Below are 21,083 nucleotides of genomic sequence, written 5' to 3'. Positions count from 1 at the left end.
CCGTACGAGCCGCGTGTTGCCACCAGATTTCTAAAGGTCTGGTTGACAAGTATTTAACGCCCCGAGACCCTTGAGCGACTCATTCGGGCTGCAGAGTTCCGGTCCAGTACTGGTGAACGGGCAAGGAGAGGGAGCACACCCGATGGCAGTGGACGAGGGACTCGCCCGAGCGGCGGAAACAAGCGACGGTGGCACGGTTCACCGCCTCAAGCCCAACGCCGTGGGCCTGCTGGGCGTGGTGTTCATGGCCGTCGCGACGGCCGCGCCGATCACCGCGATGACGGGCAACGTGCCCTTCATGGTGTCGTCGGGCAACGGCATCGGCGCACCGGCGAGCTATCTCGTCGCAATGGTTGTCCTGGCGATCTTTTCGGTCGGCTTCACGTCGATGGCGAAGCACATCACCTCCACGGGCGCCTTCTACGGCTTCATCTCCTACGGCCTCGGCCGCTCGGTAGGTCTCGCCTCCGGGCTGCTGGCCACCTTCGCGTACGTCGTCTTCGAGCCGGCCCTCATCGGTATCTTCTCCACCTTCGCCACCACCACCCTCAAGGACCAGACGGGGCTGGACATCCCGTGGTGGGCGTTCGCGATCCTGATGCTCGCGATCAACGCGACCGGCACCTGGTTCGGCGTCTCCGTCGCCGAGAAGCTGCTCGTCGTGCTCCTCGCCACCGAGGTGACGATCCTCGCGGCGATGGCGGTCTCGGTGGCCTTCCACGGCGGCGGCCCCGACGGCTTCAGCGTCGACCCGGTCAACCCGGTGAACGCCTTCAAGGGCACCTCCGCCGGCCTCGGGCTGTTCTTCGCCTTCTGGTCCTGGGTCGGCTTCGAGTCGACGGCGATGTACGGCGAGGAGTCCCGCAACCCGAAGAAGATCATCCCCAAGGCGACGATGATCTCGGTGCTCGGTGTCGGCGTCTTCTACGTGTTCGTGTCCTGGATGGCCATCACGGGCACCGGCGAGTCGAAGGCCGTGAAGGTCGCCACCGACGACCCGCTGGGCCTGTTCTTCAACCCCACCGAGCAGTACGTCGGCCACTGGGCGGTCATCGTCATGCAGTGGCTGATGATCACCGGCTCGCTCGCCTGCGGCATGGCCTTCCACAACTGCGCCGCCCGCTACATGTACGCACTGGGCCGGGAGGGCGTCCTCCCGTCCCTCCAGCGCACGGTCGGCCGCACCCACGCCCGGCACGGCTCCCCGCACGTCGCGGGCCTGGTCCAGACGGTGATCTCGGCGATCCTGATCGGCGCGTTCTGGGCGGCGGGCAAGGACCCGTACACCGGTACGTACGTCCTGCTGGCGATCCTCGGCACCATGGCGATCCTCGTCGTCCAGGCGGTGTGCTCGTTCGCCGTGCTGGTGTACTTCCGCTCGCACCACCCCGAGAGCCGGCACTGGTTCAAGACCTTCGCCGCGCCGCTCGTCGGCGGGGTGGCGATGCTCGCGGTGGTCGCGCTGCTGGTGTCCAACATGGGCGTCGCGGCCGGCACCGAGTCCGGCTCCCTGGTGCTGAAGGCGACCCCGTGGATCGTCGCCCTGATCGCGGTGGCGGGCGTCGGCTCCGCCCAGTACCTCAAGAGGCGCGCGCCCGAGAAGTACCGGCTGCTCGGGCGGACGGTCCTGGAGGAGACGAAGGAGCGGTAGCCCTCGGGGGTTCTGCCCCAGGGGGTTCAGACCTCGGGGGTTCGGCTCCCGAAGGTCTTCTCGCGGTGGACCCGCCACCGCTCCATCACGGCCGAGACCTCGCCTTCCAGGAACTCGAAGAAGGCGAGGGTCTCGGCCATCCGGCGTCCCGCCGGGGTGTCGGGGCCGAGACTGGCGACCCCCTCGCGCAGGGCGCCCTCCCACCGCTTGATGATCGCCTCGCGGTTGGTCAGGGCCTCGTACCACTGGTCGCCGTGCACGCGGTAGCGCTCCCGGCGGGAACCGGGCTCCCGCTCGCGCGACACCATGTGCGTCTGGGCCAGGTAGCGCACCGCCCCGGAGACCGCCGCGGGGCTGATGCGCAGCTGCTCGCCCAGTTCGGCGGAGCTCAGCACGCCCTCGTCGGAGGAGAGGAGGGCGGCGAAGACACGGGCCGCCATGCGCTGCATCCCGGCCTCGACGAGCTGCGCCGCGAAGGACTCCACGAACCTCGACACGGCCTGCGCGTCCCGGGCTGTTTCGGTCATGCACCCATCGTAACGTTGCTTCACTCTCTTCTTTAACTTCACAAATTTCTGAAAGAAGCGTAGCTTCGGGGCATGACGAAGGCCATCACGGTGTCCGGACTCCACAAGTCCTTCGGCCGTACGCACGCGCTCGACGGCCTCGACCTCGAGGTGGAGCGGGGCGAGGTGCACGGCTTCCTCGGGCCCAACGGCGCCGGCAAGTCCACCGCCATCCGCGTCCTGCTCGGCCTGCTGCGCGCCGACTCCGGCGCCGCACAGCTCCTCGGCCGCGACCCGTGGGCGGACGCGGTCGAACTGCACCGCCGGGTCGCGTACGTCCCCGGCGACGTGACCCTGTGGCGCAACCTGTCCGGCGGCGAGGTCATCGACCTCTACGGCCGGCTCCACGACGGAGGCCGCGCGAAGCGCGTCAGGCAGGGTGGCGGCGGGCGACGGGCGGGCGGCCTGGACCCGGCCCGCCGCGCCGCGCTGATCGACCGCTTCGAACTCGACCCCACCAAAAAGGGCCGTACGTACTCGAAGGGCAACCGCCAGAAGGTCGCCCTGGTGGCCGCGTTCGCCTCGGACGTCGACCTGCTGATCCTGGACGAACCGACGTCCGGCCTCGACCCCTTGATGGAGGAGGTCTTCCAGACTTGCGTCGAGGAGGAACGGGAGCGGGGCCGGACCGTCCTGCTCTCCTCCCACATCCTGAGCGAGGTCGAGGAACTCTGCGACCGTGTCAGCATCATCCGCAAGGGACGGACGGTCGAGACGGGCTCCCTGGCCGAACTGCGCCATCTGACGCGAACCTCCGTGACGGCCGAACTCGCGGTCCCGCCCGACGGGTTGGCGGGGCTGCCGGGCGTCCACGACCTCGACGTACAGGGCACGAGGGTCCGGCTCCAGGTCGACACGGACAAACTCGACGCCGTCCTGCGGTCGTTGACCGACTCGGGCGTACGGTCGCTGACCTCGACGCCGCCCACCCTGGAGGAACTCTTCCTGCGCCACTACGAGGAGACCGCGGAGGCCGGGCGATGACCACCCTCGCCGGCACCGGCACCCTGCTGCGCTTCGCCCTCCGCCGCGACCGGGTGACGATCCCCGTCTGGGTGGCCGTGAACACCCTCATGGTCCTCTCCATGCCGAACACCCTGAAGGGCCTGTACGGCACCCCCGCCGACCGCGCCGACCTGCTCCGCCAGCTGGACACCAACGCCTCGCTGCGCGCGTTGATCGGCCCCGTCTTCGACGACTCCCTCGGCGCGCTCACCGCCTGGCGGGTCGGCGTGTACGCGGGCGCGCTCGCCGCGGTCACCGGTCTGCTGATCGTCGTACGGCACACCCGGGAAGAGGAGGAGAGCGGCCGTCAGGAGCTGATCGCGTCCGGTGCGGTCGGGCGGCGCGCCTCACTGACGGCGGCCCTGCTCGCGGCGGCCGTCGCCAGTGGCGCACTGGCCCTGCTGGTGGCGGCGGGGCTGGCCGGGCAGGGCGCGGCGGGGGCCGTGGCGTTCGGGCTGGGGCTCGCCGGGGTCGGGATGCTGTTCGCCACGACGGCGGCGATCGTCGGGCAGCTGACCGAGAGCGCGCGGCTCGCCCGGGGCCTGACGGCGGCGGCGCTGGGCGCGGCGTTCGCGCTGCGCGCGGCGGGCGACTCGGTGACGGACGGGGGCACCTCGGTGTGGACCTGGCTGTCGCCGCTGGGCTGGCTGGAGAACCTGCGGGCGTTCGCCGGCGAACGGTGGTGGGTGCTGGGGCTGTTCGCGGCCGCGATCGCGGCGCAGGCGGGGGTCGCGTACCGGCTGACGGCCCGCCGGGACGTCGGCATGAGCTTCCTGCCCGCCCTGCCCGGGCCCGCGACCGGCCGGCTGGCCTCGGCGACCGCGCTGGCCTGGCGGCTGCAACGCGGCTCGGTGCTCGGCTGGAGCATCGGCTTCTTCCTCGCGGGAGTCGTCTACGGCGGACTGACGGACGGTGCGGCCGACCTGGTCGCCGACAACGACAAGGCCCGCGAGATCTTCGAGCGGATGGGCGGTCGGGCGGGACTCACGGACACGTTCCTGGCCGCGATGATCGGCATGCTGGGCCTGATCGCGTGCCTGTACGCGGTCGGCTCGGTGCTGCGGCTGCACGGCGAGGAGACCTCGGGCCGGGCGGAACCCGTCCTGGCGTGCGCGGTGGGCCGACTGCGCTGGGCGGCCGGCCATCTGCTGATCGCCTTCGGCGGTTCGGCGCTGATCATGCTGCTGGCGGGCGCGGGCTTCGCGGCGGGCTACCGCAAGGAGACGGGCCCCGTCCTGGCCGCCTGTCTCGTCCAGCTCCCGGCGGTGTGGGTGGTGGGCGGCCTGGCGGTCCTGCTGTACGGAACAGCCCCTCGGCTCGCCCCCGCCGCGTGGGGCGTGGCGGTCGCGATCCTGCTCCTCGGCTGGATCGGCCCGGCGCTGGACGCCCCGCAGACGGTGCTGGACCTGTCCCCCTTCGGACACCTGCCGAAGCTGCCGGGCGGGGAGATGGACTGGGAGGCGGTGGGGACACTGACCGGGCTGGCGGTGGCGCTGGTGGGTGCGGGGCTCACGGGGCTGCGGCGGCGGGACATGACGACCTGACGGCGTCGAACCTCTTGCCCACATGCGCGGCGAGCCCCTCGAACTCCTCCACGGACATGGTGCCTCCCTTCGCAGGCAGGCACCGGCTCGGCGAGCCGCCGGTGACGATCACCCGGTGTCGACAGGCCATTCATCCGAACAGGTGATCACCTCACCTCGACGCGCAGCCCCTTCAGCCCCCGGATCACGAAGTTCGGCTTCCTCTTCGGCTCCGCCGCCAGGGTCAGCGTCGGGGCCTTCTCCAGGAGGGCCGTCATCGACGCGGCCAGCTCGATGCGGGCCAGCGGCGCGCCGATGCAGTAGTGGATGCCCGCGGAGAACGAGATGTGCGGGTTCTCCGCCCGGGTGAGGTCCAGGTTCCCTGGGCTCGGGAACACCTCGGGGTCGTGGTTGGCGGAGCCGAACAGCATGGCGATCTCGGCGCCCCGGGGAATGGTCGTGCCGTCGACCTCGATCTCGTCCAGCACCCACCGCTCGAAGAGCTGGAGCGGGGTGTCGTACCGCATCAGCTCCTCGACGGCGGAGGGGACGAGCGAGTGATCCGCGCGGAGGGCGGCGAGCTGCCCGGGGTTCCTGAACAGCGCCCACCATCCGTTGACGGTGGCGTTGACGGTCGCCTCGTGCCCCGCGTTGAGCAGCAGCACGGCCGTCGAGATCATTTCCTGCTCGGTGAGCCGGTCGCCCTCGTCGTGCGCGGCGATGAGTCCCGAGATGAGATCGTCCCCCGGCTCCTTGCGCCGGGCGGCGATGAGCTCGCGCAGATACCCGGAGAACTCGACGGAGGCGCGCACGGCGCGGGCCGCGGTCTCCTCCGAGGGGTTCAGCTCGTACATCCCGCAGATGTCCGCGGACCAGGGCCTCAGCGGCCCCCGGTCGGACTCCGGGATCCCCAGCATCTCGGCGATCACGGCGACCGGCAGCGGCTCGGCGACATCACTGAGCAGGTCACCGCCGCCGGCCGCCACCAGTCCGCCGGCCAGTTCCTCGGCCAGCGCCCGCACATACGGCTTCAGCCGCTCCACCGTGCGCGGCGTGAACGCCTTCGACACGAGCCGGCGGATCCGGGTGTGGTCCGGCGGCTCCAGATCCAGCATCCCGTGATCGTTGAGCGTGTGGAACGGTTCGTGCTCGGCGGGCGGCGCCGTCCGCCCGAAGTCCTCGTGCGTGAACCTGTGCTGATAGGTCCGCCCCAGCCGCCGGTCCCGCAGCAGCGCCGACACGTCCGCGTGGTGCGACACCAGCCACTGGTCGGTCGGCTCGTAGTGCACCACCCGTCCCCGCTCCCGCAGCTCGGCGTAGGCGGGGTAGGGGTCGGCGAGGAACGCCGGGTCCCAGGGGTCGAAGAGGAGGTCGTCAGCAGCTGCCATGGACGGACGCTAACCGGTGGACGGGCTGCTGACCAGGGGGGTCGGCCGGACGCTCGGCGGGTAGGTGATTTCCGTGACCGACGCCGCCGTACGACTCGCGCAGTACTCGCCCGCCGACCGTGACGAGATCACCGGTGGTGTCCCCGACCCGGCCGGGGTCGCCGTGACCGGACTGGTGTGGCGCGACAAGGAGACGCACTTCGGGGTGCGGCGGGCGGGACGGCTCGTGGCGCACGCCGGGCTGGTGGAGACGACGGTGTCGGTCGGCGGTGGAGAGCCGGCCCCCGTGGCCGGTCTCGGCGGGGTCGTCGTGGCGCCCGGGCTGCGGGGCGGTGGGCTGGCGCGGCTGGTCGTGACGGCCGCGATGGACCATGCCCGTACGGGCGGTGCGGAGTTCGGGCTGCTCTTCTGCTGGCCGCGGCTGATTCCGCTCTACGAGCGCCTGGGGTGGCGGCTCTTGGACGCCGGTGTGCGGGTCGAACAGCCGCAGGGGCCGGCGGACATGCCGATGCGGTCCATGTGGACCCCGCTCGCGGACGGCGCGCGGTGGCCGAGCGGGCCGGTGCGTCTGCTCTCGCTGCCCATGTAGCCGCCGCCCCTGCCGAGCTCCTCAGGGGCGGGTCGGGGGCTGGGCGATCGTGGGGCCGCCGCGGTGGGCGGTGGCGATGTGGCCCTCGGCCGGCGGGGGCAGTGCGTCCACGCAGTCCTGCGAGCAGGCGTTGACCAGGAGGGGCAGTACGTCGGTGGCGACGAGGAGGGAGATCCAGACCCGGACCGGCCCGGTCGGGGGCAGGGGGGCCGTGCAGACACTGCAGGCGCGGACCCCCGCGGCCTCCCCGGAACCCGCGGGCCCCAGCGCGGGAAACGGCAGGCGCGTCTTGAAGTTGCCGTAGAGCGCGCGTGTACTGACCGTGCTGTCCCGGAGGTTCGCACAGCGGGTCAGCTCGTACGGGAACCAGTGCAGCCGGTACGAGGTGTACGGGTCGAACACCTCCAGGCTCGTCATCGCGCCGATCTCCGGCGGGACGCGCACGAGGTTGCTGCCGTACAGCAGCAGTTGCCGTACCGCCGTCAGCTCGGCGATGGCCGGCGGGAGGGTGACGACCTGCCGCCGTTCCTCCGCGGTCAGCTCCCTGAGCGGCGAGAACACCTCCCGCCCGTCGGCTGCCGCCTCCTCGACCAGCTCGCACAGACGCCGCCAGCCCGGAGCCGAGGTGTCCTGGCGTTCGGTGTGCAGCGCCGGTTCCGCCGCCCGTGGCCCGCCCCCGCGCAGACAGTCGCAGACGTCCCGGCCGGGCGGGTTCCCCGCCGGACCCCCGGCGGCGCCCGTACGGTCCCCGAACAGCCGCGGTTCCCCACCTTCGGTCATGCCGCCCAACCTAGCCGGTGTCCCGGCCGCGCGGGCAGGTGCGCGGCCATCGACAACGCGGCGACAACAAGCGGCAGCGCGGACAACAACCGGAACCCGGTTCGAACTTGTAACCTCGTACTCCGCTTTGATGCGCTGCGCGCCGCACCGGTTGCCGGCGGTCCGAAGACCGTGGTCACCGCGTCCACCACGATCGAACTCCGGTACGATCGGCGGCCCCGCGCTGCCGGATATGCGTTCGGCACAGTTCTTCCGGAAGGACGCCAACCGTGCAGGCTCCTCTGCCACGCCGGGCGAAGGGACCGTCCGCGATCGCCGCGGCGTCCGCCGCCGCCCGGCCGCGTTCCGGGGCGAAGGGTGATTCCGCGACCGAGCCGGAGCCCGAGGCCACGCCCGTGGAACTGCCGCCCCTGTCCAGGGCGGCGGTCAGGTTCGTGGCGGACCTCGCCGCCAAGCCGACGGACGAGGCCGCCGCCGATCCGGCCACGGCCGCCCCCCGGTCCCCGGCCCGGCGGCGGTGGACCCGGGTGGCGCTGGTCGCCGGCGGGGTCGTGGTCGCGGCGGCGCTGGTCGGCGGCACCTTCCTGATGACCGGCGGCCGCGACACCCGGCCGTCGGCGTCGGCTCCGGACGAGGCGACGGACCCCGTCCAGGGCGGCGGGCCGTACGGCAGACCGCCGACCGGGCTCGGCTCACCGCCGCCGTCCACCTCGCCCTCCGCCTCACCGTCGCCGGGCCGGACGAGCGCCTCCCCCAAGGCGACGGCCAAGGCCTCCGCGGGCGACGACAGCGACGGCGGTGGCAAGAGCACCCACACCACCGCACCGGCCAAGTCCTCCGCCACCCCGGCCGCCGGCCGCGCCCGCACCGAGTCGGGCACTAGCGATGACGGCCCCTCCTGCACCTCCGCCGCCGGCAGCGGCCCCATCACCGGCTACTCCGTCTGTCTGTCCTCGGGGAGCGTCACCTTCCGGGCGACCTTCCACGCCTCGCAGCCCTACTACCACGTCTTCCTCAACACCGACGGCAGCACCGCGACCGGCTACCAACTCCCCTATCCGTCGCCCTCGGCCCTCGGCGCCGACTACATGATCGAGAACGGCGCGCTCTACCGGAGCCGTTCGACCGACTGGAGCTGGTCCGAGGTCGGGACCAGCCCCTCGATGCAGGTCAGCGGCTCCACCCGGACCTGGACCCTGCCGCTGAGCGGCGTCGGCTCACCGTCCGGCACCCAACGGGTCGAATTCCACGCCGGATCCGACTACACCCCCGTGATCACCTTCAGCCCCTAGGAGCCCTGGGAGCGGCGGAAGCCGTGGGAGCGGCCGCCGTCGGCGGCACCGCCCCCGCGTTCAGGCGTCGCGACGGGGAGAACGTCGACTGCCCGGACGTCGGCTAACCCGGCGTCACCAGCCGGGCCTCGTAGGCGAACACCGCCGCCTGGGTGCGGTCCCGCAGGCCCAGTTTGACCAGGATTCTGCTCACATGGGTCTTGATGGTGGACTCCGCCACCACCAGGCGGCCGGCTATCTCCACGTTCGACAGGCCCTGCGCGATGAGGACGAGGACCTCCGTCTCCCGGTCGGTCAGGTCCCCGTAGGGAGCCTGGGCCGCGGTCGGCAGGCGGGGGGTGTCGGTGAGTCTGGAGAACTCCGTGATCAGGCGCCTGGTGATGGAGGGGGCGAGCAGCGCCTCGCCGGACGCCACCACCCTCACCCCCTCGGCCAGTTGGCGGGCCGAGGCGTCCTTCAGCAGGAAGCCGGAGGCTCCCGCGCGCAGGGCCTGGTAGACGTACTCGTCGAGGTCGAACGTCGTCAGGACGAGCACCTTCGACGTGGCGTCCGCCGCCACTATCTCCCTGGTCGCCTCGATGCCGTTCAGCTCCGGCATCCGGATGTCCATCAGGACCACGTCGGGCGACAGTTCACGGACCCGGTCCACCGCCTCACGGCCGTTGACCGCCTCGCCGACCACCTCGATGTCCGGCATCGCGTTCAACAGGACCGAGAAGCCCTCGCGCACCATCATCTGGTCGTCCGCTATCAGTACGCGGATCGTCATGCCCCACCTTCACTCGCCACCACCGGCACCGGCAGGAACACCGTCACCTCGTAGCCGCCCTCTCCCGTCGGCTCCGCCGTCATCTCACCACCCAGCATCGTCACCCGCTCACGCATCCCCGTGATGCCGTGGCCCGCCCCGGGAGAGGGCTTGATCAGGGCGGGGTTCGGCGGCGGATCGTTGACTATGCGCAGCCCCAGGCCGCCGAGAACATACCCGATCTCCACGCGGGCGCCCGCTCCCGGGGCGTGGCGCAGGGTGTTGCTCAGCGCCTCCTGGACTATCCGGTACGCCGACAGCTCCACGCCCTGCGGCAGTTCACGGGTCGCGCCGGTGATCGTCTTCGTCACCTCCAGTCCCGCCTCCCCGACGTTCGCCAGCAGCGCGTCCAGGTCGGCCAGCATGGGCTGCGGGGCCTCGGGCGCCTCGTAGTCCTCGGCGCGGACCACGCCCAGCACCCGGCGCAGCTCGGTGAGGGCCGCCACCGCGTTCTCCCGGATGGTGGCGAAGGCCTTCTCCAGCTCCGGCGGCGGGTTCTCCACCCGGTAGGGGGCGGCCTCCGCCTGGATCGCGACCACCGACATGTGGTGGGCGACCACGTCATGCAGCTCACGGGCGATCGTGGTGCGCTCCTCCAGCAGGGTGCGCCGGGAGCGCTCGTGCGCGGTGACCGTCTGCTGGGCCGACACCTCCTCCTCGGCCTGCCGGCGTATGTGCCAGACGGTGACGACGAGCAGGATGATCGCGGAGACCACCAGCATGGGCGCGACGTTCGTCAGGTCGTGGCCCCAGCCGAAGGCGGTCTCGGCGACGAAGCCGTAGGCGGCCGTGAGCAGCCACATCCAGGCCGCCGTACGGGGGCGGGTGCGGAACGCGACGACCGTCAGCACCATCAGGTGGGAGACGAAGCTCGGCGGGAGCCAGGGCCAGTTGCCGTCGGCCGTGCCGATCCCGGCGATCAGCGTGGTCGACACGAGCGACGCCCAGAACGCGGCGGCCGGCCGGAACAGCGTCAGCAGCACCGGAGCCAGGGCGAACAGGCCGATCAGCAGATTCTGCGAGGCGGAGGTGGCGGGATCCGTGTACGCCTGTGTCGCCATCACACCGCCCGCCACCACCAGCGCGTGCCGCGACCAGGTCGCGTACTCCCGCCTGCGGCCCGTCAGCCGACGGGTGAGACGGCCGGTGGGCTCCCTGGGGGACAGCGGGCGGTAGACGAAGACATCGTCGATCAGGTCCTGGCGCAGCCCGCGCAGGGCCTCCTTGGCCGCCCGGACCTCCGGGCTCTTCGGCTGGTAGGCGCCGGTGCCGGCACCGGCCGGGCCGCCCTCGGATGCCCTGCGCAATGTCTGCGTGGTGGGCGCTGCCTGCGTCGCCTGCGTCGGCCGCGGCGTCTGCGTCATATCGGTCACGTTCAAACGGTAGGCGGGGAAGAGGGTCGCGGTCGTCACCAGTGAGAGGGGTTCCGGCGGATCCGTCTCAAGTACTACGGGTCCCACGGGAAGCCCCGGGCTCAGTACCCGGACGGTCTCACCAGCCCCGACTCGTACGCGAACACCGCCGCCTGTGTGCGGTCCCGCAGCCCCAGTTTCACCAGGATGCGGCCCACATGCGTCTTCACGGTCTGTTCGGCGACGACGAGACGGCGGGCGATCTCCGCGTTGGACAGGCCCTGCGCGATCAGCGTGAGCACCTCCGTCTCGCGCTCGGTGAGATCACCGACGCGTTCCATCAGCGGCGGCCGGGGCGTGCCGTCCAGCCGGGAGAACTCGGCGATCAGCTTGCGGGTGATGCCGGGCGCGAGCAGGGCGTCCCCCGCCGCCACCACCCGCACCGCCTCGGCGAGCTGGTCCGCGGAGGCGTCCTTGAGGAGGAAACCGGACGCCCCGGCGCGCAGCGCCTCGTACACGTACTCGTCGAGGTCGAAGGTGGTGAGCACCAGCACCTTGATGTGGGGGTGTGCGGTGGTGATGCGGCGGGTCGCCTCGATGCCGCCGAGCTCGGGCATCCGGATGTCCATCAGGACGACGTCCGGGGTGAGTTCGGCGACCTGGACGACGGCGTCCACACCGTCCACCGCCTGCCCGATCACCTCGATGCCCGGATGGGTGTTGAGCAGCACGGTGAAGCCCTGCCGGACCATCTGCTGGTCGTCGGCGATCAGTACGCGGATGGTGGCGCCGCTCGTCATGGCGTCGGTTCTCCTGTCGGGCGCGATGGTGGGGGCGGGTCGTCCGGGAAGACGAGTTCCAGGTCCGGCGGGGTCCCGAGGTCCTCCCGGGGGAGCGCGACGCCCTCCCTCGGGAGGAACGCCAGGACCGAGAAACCGCCGTGCAACGTCGGGTGGGCCGTGACGTGCCCGCCGAGCATCGTCGCCCGCTCCCGCATGCCGAGCAGGCCGTGCCCCGCGCCGGGCGAGGGCCGTACGGGGCCGCTCGGGCGGCTGTTGGTGATGTCCAGGTACAAGCCCCGGGCCTGGTGGACGACCTGCACCCGCACGTGGGAACCCGGCGCGTGCCGCAGGGCGTTGCTCAGCGCCTCCTGGACCATCCGGTACGCCGACAGCTGCACGCCCGGCGGATACGCGGGCGGCTCGCCGTCGACGGTGGCCACGACGTCCAGCCCCGCCGCGCGGGTGTTCTCGAGAAGGGCGTCGAGACGGTCGAGGGTGGGCTGCGGGGTGTCCGGGGCGGTGCCGTCGCCGGCCGCGCCGAGCCCGTAGGGGTCGTCGGGGTTCTCCGAGCGCAGCACGCCGAGCACCCGGCGCAGTTCGGCGAGCGCCTCCAGCGCGTTCTGCCGGATGCCTGCGAGGTTCTCCTTCAGCTCCTCCGTGGGGTTCTCCACCAGGTGGGGAGCCACCTGGGCTTGGATGGAGATCACCGACATGTGGTGGGCGACCACGTCGTGCAGTTCGCGCGCGATGCGGTTGCGTTCCTCGAGGACGGTGCGGCGGGCGCGTTCCTCGGCGGTGATGCCGGCCTGCTCGACGAGCTGGCTGCGGGCCTCCCGACGGCCGCGGAGGGCTGTGCCGAGGAGGACGACCGCCGCGAACACGGTCACCGCCAGAGCGCCCGTCGAGTCGTAGTCGGCCGCGCCCACCAGTCCCTGGATCACCCAGGTGAGCAGCGCGGTCAGGGCCAGCGCCGACGACGAGACACGGGTGGGCACGCGCAGGGCCAGCAGGAGCAGCACCACGGCCTGCGCGATCAGACCGGGCGCGCCCCAGGGCCAGGCGACATCGGGCTGGGCCTGTGCCGACAGCAGTTGTGAACGCGCCCCCAGCGACATGACCGCCATGAGCGTCGTCGACAGCCACCACGCCGGTACCGGCCGCCACAGGGCCAGGACGACCGCCATGCCCTGTACGAGCGAACACCACAGGCCGTAGGTGGCGCCCTGCCGGTAGCCGTCGGTGACCTGGGACGTGTCGGCCAGCGTGACGCCGACGGCGACCAGGAACACCAGCCCGTGCGGCAGCCAACGCAACCATACCGACGGCGGCAGCGGCGCCGCCCGGACCGTCCACAGGTCGTCGCGCAGGGTCCGCAGACCGCGAACCGCCCACCGCCGCGCCCGCGTCAGCCGCCCCTCCGCCCCGTTCGTCATCCGCTCCACCCTAGACATGCCGCAAGTCCGCCGGCTCCGCCCGTCCGCCGGTCCGTACCACCCGTGACCCGCCCTCGCTCCGCCGGGCGCGCCGTTCTCCGGCGCTCTCGAAGCCGTGGAACGCCGCCCGGCACACCACGAGGGCGACCGCGAACACCGGCAGCCACAGCAGGCGGGCCGCGACCCAGGCCGGGCCGTCGGGGAGCGTGTGCAGTCCGGGCAGCCGGTCCACGAGGAGGCCGGTGGCCGTGGTCGCCATCATCGCCGTCTGGTGCCAGAGGAACACCGTCATCGCGGAGAGGTTCACCGCGGCCACCGCCGCCCAGGCGAGCGGCCGGGCCATGGCGCGGCGCAGCCTGTCGCGCAGCAGCAGGGCCAGTCCGCACTGGGCGAGACCGAAGGTGACGGCCGCCAGCGTCGGCGGGTTGAGGTTGGAGACCGCCGCGCCGGGCACGCCCACCATCGACGCCGGGTAGCCCGCCCACAGGACGAGCACCGCCGTGGTCACCGCGCCGCCGACGAGCAGCAGCAGGCCCGCGCGCGGACGCTCCAGTTCGCCCCGCGTCCAGGCGGCGCCGAGGGTGTACGGCACCAGCCAGCCCGCCGCGAGGTTCACCCAGCCGAGCCAGGCGGGGCCGCCGAGGCCGAAGCGCACCAGGTCCACATGGAGGACGACGGCCAGCGGCCACAGCGGATTCAGCCGGGCCAGCAGCGGGGTCGCGGCCGTCAACGCGGCGAACACCAGCAGGAACCACAGCGGGGACAGCGCCAGCTTGACCACGGTGTGCACGGTGACGAAGGACGCGCCGCCGAGCAGCAGGCCCGCGGCGGCCACCGTCCACACCACGACCACCGCCGACACCGGGGTGAACAGCCGGGACAGCCGGCCGCGCAGCCATGCCCGATGGGACACTCCTCGCGCCCGGGCCGAGGCCAGGCTGCGGGTCGCCACATGGCCGCCCACCATGAAGAACACCGCGAGGGTCTGGAAGACCCAGGACACCGGGGCCAGCCAGGGCATCCGGTCCAGCGGGCTCGCGGCGCGCAGGGTGTCGCCGTCCGCCACGAGGGCGGTCACCAGCCAGTGACCGAGCACCACGCCCAGGATCGCGAGGGCCCGCAGGGCGTCGACGGCGCGGTCACGCCGCGGGGGCGTGGCGTCGTCGAGGCGGGCCGCGGCTCGGCGTATGGCGGGCGGAACTCGCCGTATGCCTCGGGTGCGTCGGGGCCGACGCCCGTCCGGTGTCTCATGCACGGGTGACCTCCGAAGTCTCGCCGAGCACGATCCGGGCCATGTTGGCCAGGGAGACCGAGCCCGGTCTGAAGTAGTCGCTGTGGCCGCCGTCACCTGCGGCGAAGACACGGGCCCCGAAGGACGGGGAGAGCGGATCGGTGCCGAAGCCGACCGTCGTGCCGAACAGGTCGACGCGGACATGCGGCACGTCGGCCACCCAGTCGTCGGTTCCCCGGGCCGCCCAGACCCGCGCGCGGGTGTGCAGGCCGTCCGCCGAGTCCGCGCCCGTGCCGGGACTGCCGATCAGGACGATGTCGTCCGCCGCCAGGCCGGGGGCGGCCCGGCCGCACACGACCGAGCCGTACGAATGGCAGAGGAGGGAGACGTGGACGCCCGAAGCGGTCACGGAGCGCAGTTCGCGCAGGAACTCCCGCAGCTTCGTGGCGGCCTCGTCGGCGCGGGCCTGGGTGGTGACCGTCGTACTGACCGTGCCCGGGGTGGTGTAGCCGAGCCAGGCGACGACGGCGGTGCGGGTGCCCGGCCGCAGGGTGAGCCGCCGGTACAGGGCCGCCGCGCCCGCGCGGAAGCGGCCGTAGGTGTCCAGTGAGGTGTCGGAGCCCGGTATGAGGACCGCGACACGGTCGGCGTGGGCGAGGTCGCCGAACACCTCGGTCGCCCGGCCGGCGCCCCGGCCGTCGAAGGCGAGGAACTGCCGGGCGGGGGAGGCGAGAGCGGAGTCCGCCGCCGCGCGATGGCGGTCCCCGTGCGCGGCGGCCATCCGGGACGCCAGGGCGGCGTTCGCCCGGTTCGCGGTGTACGCCTGCTCGAGCGTCGCCGCCGTCAGCGGGGGGAGGGCGGCGGGGGCGGGCGCGGGGACGGCCGGGCGGGCCGCGGCGGTGAGGGGGACGACCACGGCGGCGGTGACGAGGACCGCGAGAAGGACCCGGAGCGGCCGCCGGCCATGGCGCACCCCCTCACCACGGCTCCGCCGCCCGTACCGCCCGCGCCGCTCAGGAAAACGGAACCTGCCGAATCCCGCCATGCCCGCCCCTCCCCCGCCAGTACGCCCGCCCATCGGGCCTTCCTGGCTTGGAAGTTACGGATCACCGCTCGTCGCTCGCGTCCCGCTGAAGGACTCTCCTCCGACGTAGCTCTCAGGTACTACGGGTACGACAGGTGCGGCGCACCAGGGTGTGCACCGCGGCCCCGGCACACGAGCCGCTCCCACCACCCACGCCACCCAGGCCACCCACGCCACCGCCCACCCACCACACGAACCGCCCCCTCACCACGCCAGTTGCGCGATCTCCTCCCCCACCACCGCGCACGCGTCCGCCAGCGGGTCGATCAGCGGGAAGTGGCCGACGTCCTCCAGCAGGGTCAGCCCGACCACCTCGCCCGCCTTCGCCGCCGCGTCCGCGTACGCCTCGGCGACCGCCTGCGGCACGACCAGGTCCGTGCGGCCCTGGACGAGGGTCGTCGCGATGCCGGTCGGCAACAGCAGCGCGGGGTCGGCGTACGGCTGGCGCTCCGCGAACAGGTCGTCGCCGCCCAGGAGTTGGTGTGAGGCGCCGCCGCACACCTCCAGCTTCTCCGCGACCGCGAAGTCCGCGATCGGGGCGAGCGCGACCACGCCCCGCAGCGGCGCGGGACCGGCGGTCCGCCAGGGCGCGTCGGCGGGCAGGACGTGCCGGGCGGCCGCCCACAGCGCGAGATGGCCGCCCGCCGAGTGGCCGGTGATGACCGTGCGGCGGGCGTCGGCCTGCGGCAGCGCCTCCCGTGCGAGCGCGGGGAGCGCGTCGAGGGCCGCGGCGATGTCGTCGAACGTGTCGGGCCAGCGCCCGGCGACCGCGGGCGCGTCGGCTCCGGACACCCCGGCCGCCCCCCGCCGGTACTCCACGTTGGCCACGGCGAAGCCACGTCGCGCGAGGTAGTCCGCGAAGGGCGTGATGTGCCGCCGGTCGTACGGCGCCCGCCAGGCGCCGCCGTGCAGCACCACGATCAGGGGCGCGGACGCCGGTCCGGAACCCCCGGGGCCGACGTGGACCCGAGGGGCGTAGAAGTCGATCACCTGGTCGGGGTGGTCGCCGTACGCGGTGGTGGCGTCGGGGTCGACGGGCGGGTGCGAGAAGGCCGATTCCTCCTCGGTGGCGGCCCGGGCAGCGACGACGTCGTCCGACATGCTCCAACCTCTCAGCGACAAAACGGTTTTGGACGGTACGGGGGTGGCGGACCAGGTGTGAATTCGGCCGTTGGCGGGGACGGTACCAGGCCCGTGACGTGCGCGGACAAGCGGATGTCACGCTCGGTGAGGGTAAACGGTTCTGTAGAGCAGGTCCGGAGCCACCTCCCTATACGCAGCCGACCACCGGCATCACTCAGGACACCGGTGGCCGGCAGGGTCACGGCACACATCCGTCAGCCCAGGACGTCCCCCAGCACCCGAGCCGCCCGCTCGACGTCCGCGAACCCGACGTACAGCGGGGTGAAACCGAACCGCAGCACGTCAGGGCGCCGGAAGTCGCCGACCACCCCGCGCTCGATCAACCGCTTCATCACGTCACCGGCGTCCTCGCAGCGCAGCGCCACCTGACTGCCCCGCTCCTCGTGACGCTCCGGAGTCAGCGACTCGACGCGCCCCTCGGGGACGTACGCCGCGACGCACCGCAGGAAGAAGTCCGTCAGGGCGAGGGACTTGGCGCGGACGGCCTCGATCGAGACACCCTCCCAGACCCCAAGTGCCGCTTCCAGAGCCAGCATTGACAGGATGTCAGGCGTGCCCACACGCCCGCGTGCCGCCCCCGGCGCCGGCTCGAAGTCGCCCCGCATGCCGAACGGCTCGGCGTGCGAGTTCCAGCCCGGCAGCGGGGAGTCGAAACGGTCCTGCAGGGCCCTGCGCACATACAGGTAGGCCGGTGAACCCGGGCCGCCGTTCAGGTACTTGTAGGTGCAGCCGACCGCGAGGTCCACGCCGTGCCCGTCGAGGCCGACCGGCAGCGCGCCCGCGCTGTGGCACAGGTCCCAGACGGCGAGGGCGCCCGCCTCGTGCACGGCGGCGGTGAGCGCGGGCAGGTCGTGCAGCCGGCCGGTGCGGTAGTCGACGTGGTTGAGCAGCACCGCCGCCGTACGGTCCGACAGCGCCGCCGGCACCTGCGCCGGGGTCACCGGACGCAGCGTACGGCCGGTCATCCGGGCCGCCGACTCGGCGATGTAGCCGTCGGTGGGGAAGGTGGTCGCGTCGACGAGGATCTCGTCCCGGCCGTCGCCCGCGATCCGTACGGCTCCCACAAGTGCCTTGAAGACGTTGACGCTTGTCGAGTCGCCGACCACGATCTGCCCGGGCGCCGCGCCCACCAGCGGGGCGATCCGGTCGCCGATCCGCTCCGGCGCGGTCCACCAGCCGCTCTCGTCCCAGGAGCGGATGCGCAGCCGGCCCCACTGGCGGCGGACGACGTCCTCGAGGTGACCGGGGACGGCGGCGGGCAGCGCGCCCAGCGAGTTGCCGTCGAGATAGACGGCCTCGTCGAGGACGAACTCGGCCCGCAGGACGGCCAGTTCGTCGGCGGCGTCCAGTTCCTTCGCCACGACCGCGAGAGCAGTGGCCGCGGGGGCTGTGGCCTCGGGAGCTGTGAACCCGGGAGCTGCGAACTCGGGTCGGTCAGACATACGACCTCGCCGTCCACAGCTCGGGGAACACGTTCTTCTGGGCGCGCTTCTCCAGCCAGGCCACCCCGGCCGAGCCGCCCGTGCCCGCCTTGGCGCCCATCGCGCGCCGGGTGGCGACGAGATGGTCGTTCCGCCAGCGCCACACCAGTTCGGCGACATCGGTCAACGCCTCGCCGAGACGGGCCAGTTCGTCTTGCTCGTCACCGGCGTACAGCGAGGTCCACACGGCCTCGACCTCCGCCGACGGCTCGTACCGCAGCGAGACGTCACGCGTCAGCACGGTGTCGGGGACGGCGTGCCCGCGCCGTGCGAGCAGCCGCAGCACCTCGTCGTAGAGGCACGGCTCGTGCAGGGCCTTCTCCAGTTCGGCGTGCACGCGCGGGGCGCCCCGGTGCGGGACGAGCATGGACGCGGACTTCTCGCCGAGCAGGAACTCCATCCGCCGGTACATCGCCGACTGGAAGCCCGAACCCTCGCCGAGGGCGGCGCGGTAGGAGTTGAACTGGGCCGGGGTCAGCTGGGACAGGGGCCGCCAGGAGGCGTTCAGGGCCTCCAGTTCCCGTACGGAACGCTTCAGCGCGTCGATCGCGACCGGCACCCGGTCCTCGCGGAGCGCGCTCGCGGCGGTCTCCCACTCGTGGACGATGACGGTGAACCACAGCTCCATGACCTGGGTCGTGACCAGGAAGACCATCTCTCCGGGGTCGTCGGAGAGGGTGTTCTGGAGGTGGGTGAGGACATCGGCCCTGACGTAGTCCTCGTACGGCGTCGTGCCGTCGAAGTCGAGATGCGGGGTCTCGGGCTCCTGCGTTTCGTGAGCCTCGTGGGACATCGCTGTCTCCTGTTGTACTCCGGGTAGCGGTCCGCCCCTGCCGTTACCGACACGGGGGCCCCGGTCCCCACCCGCATCTTGCGCATCGCGGACGGATCCCGCAAGGCCCGCCCGGATCACGGACGGGCCGCACGGAAGGAGGGCTAGCCCAGGGTCTGGGCCGCCGTCGGGGAGGAGTCCTTCAGGAACTGCGAGCAGCGCTCGTACTCCTCCTGCTCGCCGATCGCCTGCGCGGCGCGGGCGAGGGCGTGCAGGGCGCGCAGGAAGCCGCGGTTCGGTTCGTGCTCCCAGGGCACCGGGCCGTGGCCCTTCCAGCCGCCCCGGCGCAGGGCGTCCAGGCCCCGGTGGTACCCCGTACGGGCGTACGCGTACGACTCCACCACACTGCCCCGCTCGAACGCGTCGTCGGCCAGCTGAGCCCAGGCCAGGGAGGACGTGGGGTACTTCGCGGCGACGTCGGCCGGCGCGGTGCCGTTCGCGAGGAGGTCGCGGGGCTCCGGGTCGTCGGGGAGGTGGGTCGGGGGCGGGCCCCCGAGGAGGTTCTCGTGAATCGACATGCCACCAGTGTGGACCTCGCCGGGCGCTGCCGCCGCCCCCGGTCCCCCGCACCGGCGCTCCACGCGTCCCCCACCCGCCCCAGCCCCGCCCCACGCCCACGGCCCACCCCCGCACTCACCCCTCACCGTCCCCCAGCCGCGGCCCGGCCCGCTCCCCCTCCAGCGGCGGAGCCGTCACGCAGCCGTGCGTCCTGCACTCCGGATGCTCACAGCCCGGCGCCGGCCGCCGTACCGTCCCGAAGGCGACCGCCGACCCCACCACCAGGACCCCCGCGCAGATCACCATCGCCCGCCCGAACGACGTGTCGAACGCGGTCGCCGAGCGGTACGTCTCCGGACCCATCCCGGTCAGCAGGGGCAGCGCGGCCACCGCGACCAGGCCCGCCGCCCGGGCCGCCGCGTTGTTGATCCCGCTGGCCAGGCCCGCCCGGCCGACATCCACCGAGGCCAGGACGGTCGCGGTCAGCGGGGCCACCAGGGACACCATGCCGAGGCCCATGACCACCACCGCGGGCAGCACGTCGGCGACGTAGGAGGCGTCGGGGCCGACCCGCAGCATCAGCAGCATCCCGGTCGCGCACAGCAGCGGTCCGACGGTGAGCGGGATACGCGGCCCGATCCGCTCCCCCAGCTCGCCGGAGCGCGCGGAGAGCAGCAGCATCAGCGCGGTCGCCGGCAGCAGCGCCGTACCGGCGCCGAGCGCCGACCAGCCCGCCACCACCTGGAGCTGGACCGCGGTGAGGAAGAAGAACCCGCCGAACGCCGCGTACACGCACAGCGTGACCAGGTTGACGGCGGTGAACTGGCGGGAGGCGAAGATGTCCGGCGGCATCATCGGGTCGGGCCGGCGCCGCTCCACGACCACGAAGGCCACCCCGGCCGCCACCCCCGCGACGGCGGCGAGAGCCACCAGCAGGGTCCCTTCGCGGGCCTCGATCAGCGCGTACGTCACCAGGGCGAGCGCCAGCGCGCCCAGCACCGCGCCGAGGACGTCGAACCGGCCGTGCGTGAGCCGGTCCCGGGACTCCGGCACGTGCCGCAGCGCCACCGGCACGCACACCAGCGCCAGCGGCACGTTCAGCAGGAACACCCAGCGCCAGCCGGGGCCGTCCACCAGCCAGCCGCCCAGGAACGGTCCGACGGCCGCCCCGATGCCTCCGAACCCCGACCACAGGCCCACGGCCCGCCCCCGGTCGTCGGGGTGGAAGGACGCCTGGATGAGCGCCAGGGAACCCGGGGTGAGGAGCGCGCCCCCGACGCCCTGCAGGGCGCGGGCCGCGACCAGCACGCCCGCGTTCGGCGCCAGCCCGCACAGCAGGGAGGCCGACGCGAACCAGACCACGCCGACGACGAACACCTTGCGGCGCCCGTAGTGGTCGCCGAGGGAGCCGCCGAGCAGGATCAGCCCGGCCAGCGTCACCATGTACGCGTTGACGGTCCACTGCAGGGCGGCGAGGTCGGCGTCCAGGTCGCGGCCGATGCGCGGGAGCGCCACGTTGACGACGGTCGAGTCCAGCAGGGCCATGCTGGAGCCGAGAACGGTGGTGAGCAGGATCCACTTGCCCTGGGGCGAGGCCATCCGGACGTCGGGCATGGTCCCAGGTATACAGCGGGCCCGGCGCCGT

The 21,083-nt window shown here is 72.8% G+C and carries 19 protein-coding genes; 5 read left to right on the top strand and 14 right to left on the bottom strand.

Annotation, left to right across the window (positions count from 1 at the left end; translation table 11 throughout):
* Positions 1 to 142: 142 nt before the first annotated feature.
* Positions 143 to 1,651 (top strand): APC family permease, encoded by a 1,509-nt coding sequence (locus ABT057_RS23800; protein ID WP_352345579.1) that lies wholly within the window; start codon positions 143 to 145, stop codon positions 1,649 to 1,651.
* A gap of 26 nt (positions 1,652 to 1,677) precedes the next feature.
* On the opposite strand, the gene ABT057_RS23795 is transcribed toward ABT057_RS23800, so the two are convergent.
* The gene (locus tag ABT057_RS23795; protein WP_352345578.1) at positions 1,678 to 2,178 is read right to left on the bottom strand and encodes a GbsR/MarR family transcriptional regulator; all 501 of its coding nucleotides are present in this window, start codon (positions 2,176 to 2,178) and stop codon (positions 1,678 to 1,680) included.
* 72 nt (positions 2,179 to 2,250) lie between these two features.
* On the opposite strand from ABT057_RS23795, the gene ABT057_RS23790 reads away from it, so the two are divergent.
* On the top strand, positions 2,251 to 3,201 hold the full coding sequence (locus ABT057_RS23790) for an ABC transporter ATP-binding protein (RefSeq protein ID WP_352345577.1): 951 nt from the start codon (positions 2,251 to 2,253) through the stop codon (positions 3,199 to 3,201).
* Positions 3,198 to 4,766 carry an ABC transporter permease gene (locus ABT057_RS23785; RefSeq protein ID WP_352345576.1) on the top strand — a complete coding sequence of 523 codons (1,569 nt, stop codon included), beginning with the start codon at positions 3,198 to 3,200 and terminating at the stop codon, positions 4,764 to 4,766. Before ABT057_RS23790 ends, ABT057_RS23785 begins: the two co-directional genes overlap by 4 nt.
* A 146-nt stretch (positions 4,767 to 4,912) precedes the next feature.
* On the opposite strand, the gene ABT057_RS23780 is transcribed toward ABT057_RS23785, so the two are convergent.
* The gene (locus ABT057_RS23780; protein WP_352345575.1) at positions 4,913 to 6,133 is read right to left on the bottom strand and encodes a cytochrome P450; all 1,221 of its coding nucleotides are present in this window, start codon (positions 6,131 to 6,133) and stop codon (positions 4,913 to 4,915) included.
* 73 nt (positions 6,134 to 6,206) lie between these two features.
* On the opposite strand from ABT057_RS23780, the gene ABT057_RS23775 reads away from it, so the two are divergent.
* Positions 6,207 to 6,722, top strand: coding sequence for a GNAT family N-acetyltransferase (locus tag ABT057_RS23775; RefSeq protein ID WP_352345574.1), 516 nt, complete (start codon positions 6,207 to 6,209; stop codon positions 6,720 to 6,722).
* A 21-nt stretch (positions 6,723 to 6,743) separates the two neighbouring features.
* Here ABT057_RS23775 and ABT057_RS23770 read toward each other — a convergent pair whose 3' ends face one another.
* Positions 6,744 to 7,502 (bottom strand): leucine-rich repeat domain-containing protein, encoded by a 759-nt coding sequence (locus ABT057_RS23770; protein WP_352345573.1) that lies wholly within the window; start codon positions 7,500 to 7,502, stop codon positions 6,744 to 6,746.
* 269 nt (positions 7,503 to 7,771) lie between these two features.
* Here ABT057_RS23770 and ABT057_RS23765 point away from each other — a divergent pair, with 269 nt between their 5' ends.
* Complete coding sequence (locus ABT057_RS23765; RefSeq protein ID WP_352345572.1) at positions 7,772 to 8,794, top strand: hypothetical protein; 1,023 nt, start codon at positions 7,772 to 7,774, stop codon at positions 8,792 to 8,794.
* Between the two features lie 103 nt (positions 8,795 to 8,897).
* Here the strand turns inward: ABT057_RS23765 and ABT057_RS23760 are convergent, their stop codons facing one another.
* The 11 genes from ABT057_RS23760 to ABT057_RS23710 form a co-directional block, all read right to left on the bottom strand.
* Entirely contained in the window at positions 8,898 to 9,563 is a 666-nt protein-coding gene (locus tag ABT057_RS23760) for a response regulator (RefSeq protein WP_352345571.1), read from the bottom strand.
* A complete protein-coding gene (locus ABT057_RS23755) occupies positions 9,560 to 10,966 on the bottom strand; it encodes a sensor histidine kinase (RefSeq protein WP_502973956.1) in 1,407 nt (468 codons plus the stop codon). The genes ABT057_RS23760 and ABT057_RS23755 overlap by 4 nt, the downstream gene beginning before the upstream one ends.
* A gap of 110 nt (positions 10,967 to 11,076) precedes the next feature.
* Complete coding sequence (locus ABT057_RS23750) at positions 11,077 to 11,754, bottom strand: response regulator (protein WP_352345569.1); 678 nt, start codon at positions 11,752 to 11,754, stop codon at positions 11,077 to 11,079.
* Positions 11,751 to 13,169 carry a sensor histidine kinase gene (locus ABT057_RS23745; protein ID WP_352345568.1) on the bottom strand — a complete coding sequence of 473 codons (1,419 nt, stop codon included), beginning with the start codon at positions 13,167 to 13,169 and terminating at the stop codon, positions 11,751 to 11,753. The genes ABT057_RS23750 and ABT057_RS23745 overlap by 4 nt, the downstream gene beginning before the upstream one ends.
* 10 nt (positions 13,170 to 13,179) lie before the next feature.
* Positions 13,180 to 14,424, bottom strand: a complete 1,245-nt coding sequence (locus ABT057_RS23740) for an acyltransferase family protein (protein WP_502973955.1) — start codon at positions 14,422 to 14,424, stop codon at positions 13,180 to 13,182.
* Entirely contained in the window at positions 14,417 to 15,373 is a 957-nt protein-coding gene (locus tag ABT057_RS23735; RefSeq protein ID WP_352345567.1) for an alpha/beta hydrolase, read from the bottom strand. Before ABT057_RS23735 ends, ABT057_RS23740 begins: the two co-directional genes overlap by 8 nt.
* A 315-nt stretch (positions 15,374 to 15,688) precedes the next feature.
* Positions 15,689 to 16,585 carry an alpha/beta hydrolase gene (locus ABT057_RS23730; RefSeq protein ID WP_352345566.1) on the bottom strand — a complete coding sequence of 299 codons (897 nt, stop codon included), beginning with the start codon at positions 16,583 to 16,585 and terminating at the stop codon, positions 15,689 to 15,691.
* Between the two features lie 236 nt (positions 16,586 to 16,821).
* Positions 16,822 to 18,069 carry a kynureninase gene (gene kynU / locus ABT057_RS23725; protein WP_352345565.1) on the bottom strand — a complete coding sequence of 416 codons (1,248 nt, stop codon included), beginning with the start codon at positions 18,067 to 18,069 and terminating at the stop codon, positions 16,822 to 16,824.
* Entirely contained in the window at positions 18,062 to 18,901 is an 840-nt protein-coding gene (locus ABT057_RS23720) for a tryptophan 2,3-dioxygenase family protein (protein ID WP_352345564.1), read from the bottom strand. The genes kynU and ABT057_RS23720 overlap by 8 nt, the downstream gene beginning before the upstream one ends.
* A gap of 143 nt (positions 18,902 to 19,044) precedes the next feature.
* Complete coding sequence (locus ABT057_RS23715) at positions 19,045 to 19,458, bottom strand: DUF3151 domain-containing protein (RefSeq protein WP_352345563.1); 414 nt, start codon at positions 19,456 to 19,458, stop codon at positions 19,045 to 19,047.
* A 115-nt stretch (positions 19,459 to 19,573) separates the two neighbouring features.
* Positions 19,574 to 21,052, bottom strand: coding sequence for an MFS transporter (locus ABT057_RS23710; RefSeq protein ID WP_352345562.1), 1,479 nt, complete (start codon positions 21,050 to 21,052; stop codon positions 19,574 to 19,576).
* Positions 21,053 to 21,083: the final 31 nt, after the last annotated feature.

This window comes from Streptomyces sp. NPDC002588 (assembly GCF_040295925.1).
Taxonomy (GTDB): Bacteria; Actinomycetota; Actinomycetes; order Streptomycetales; family Streptomycetaceae; genus Streptomyces.
Note: the sequence above shows the minus strand (reverse complement) of the source record. Positions and strands in the feature narration are given on the sequence as shown.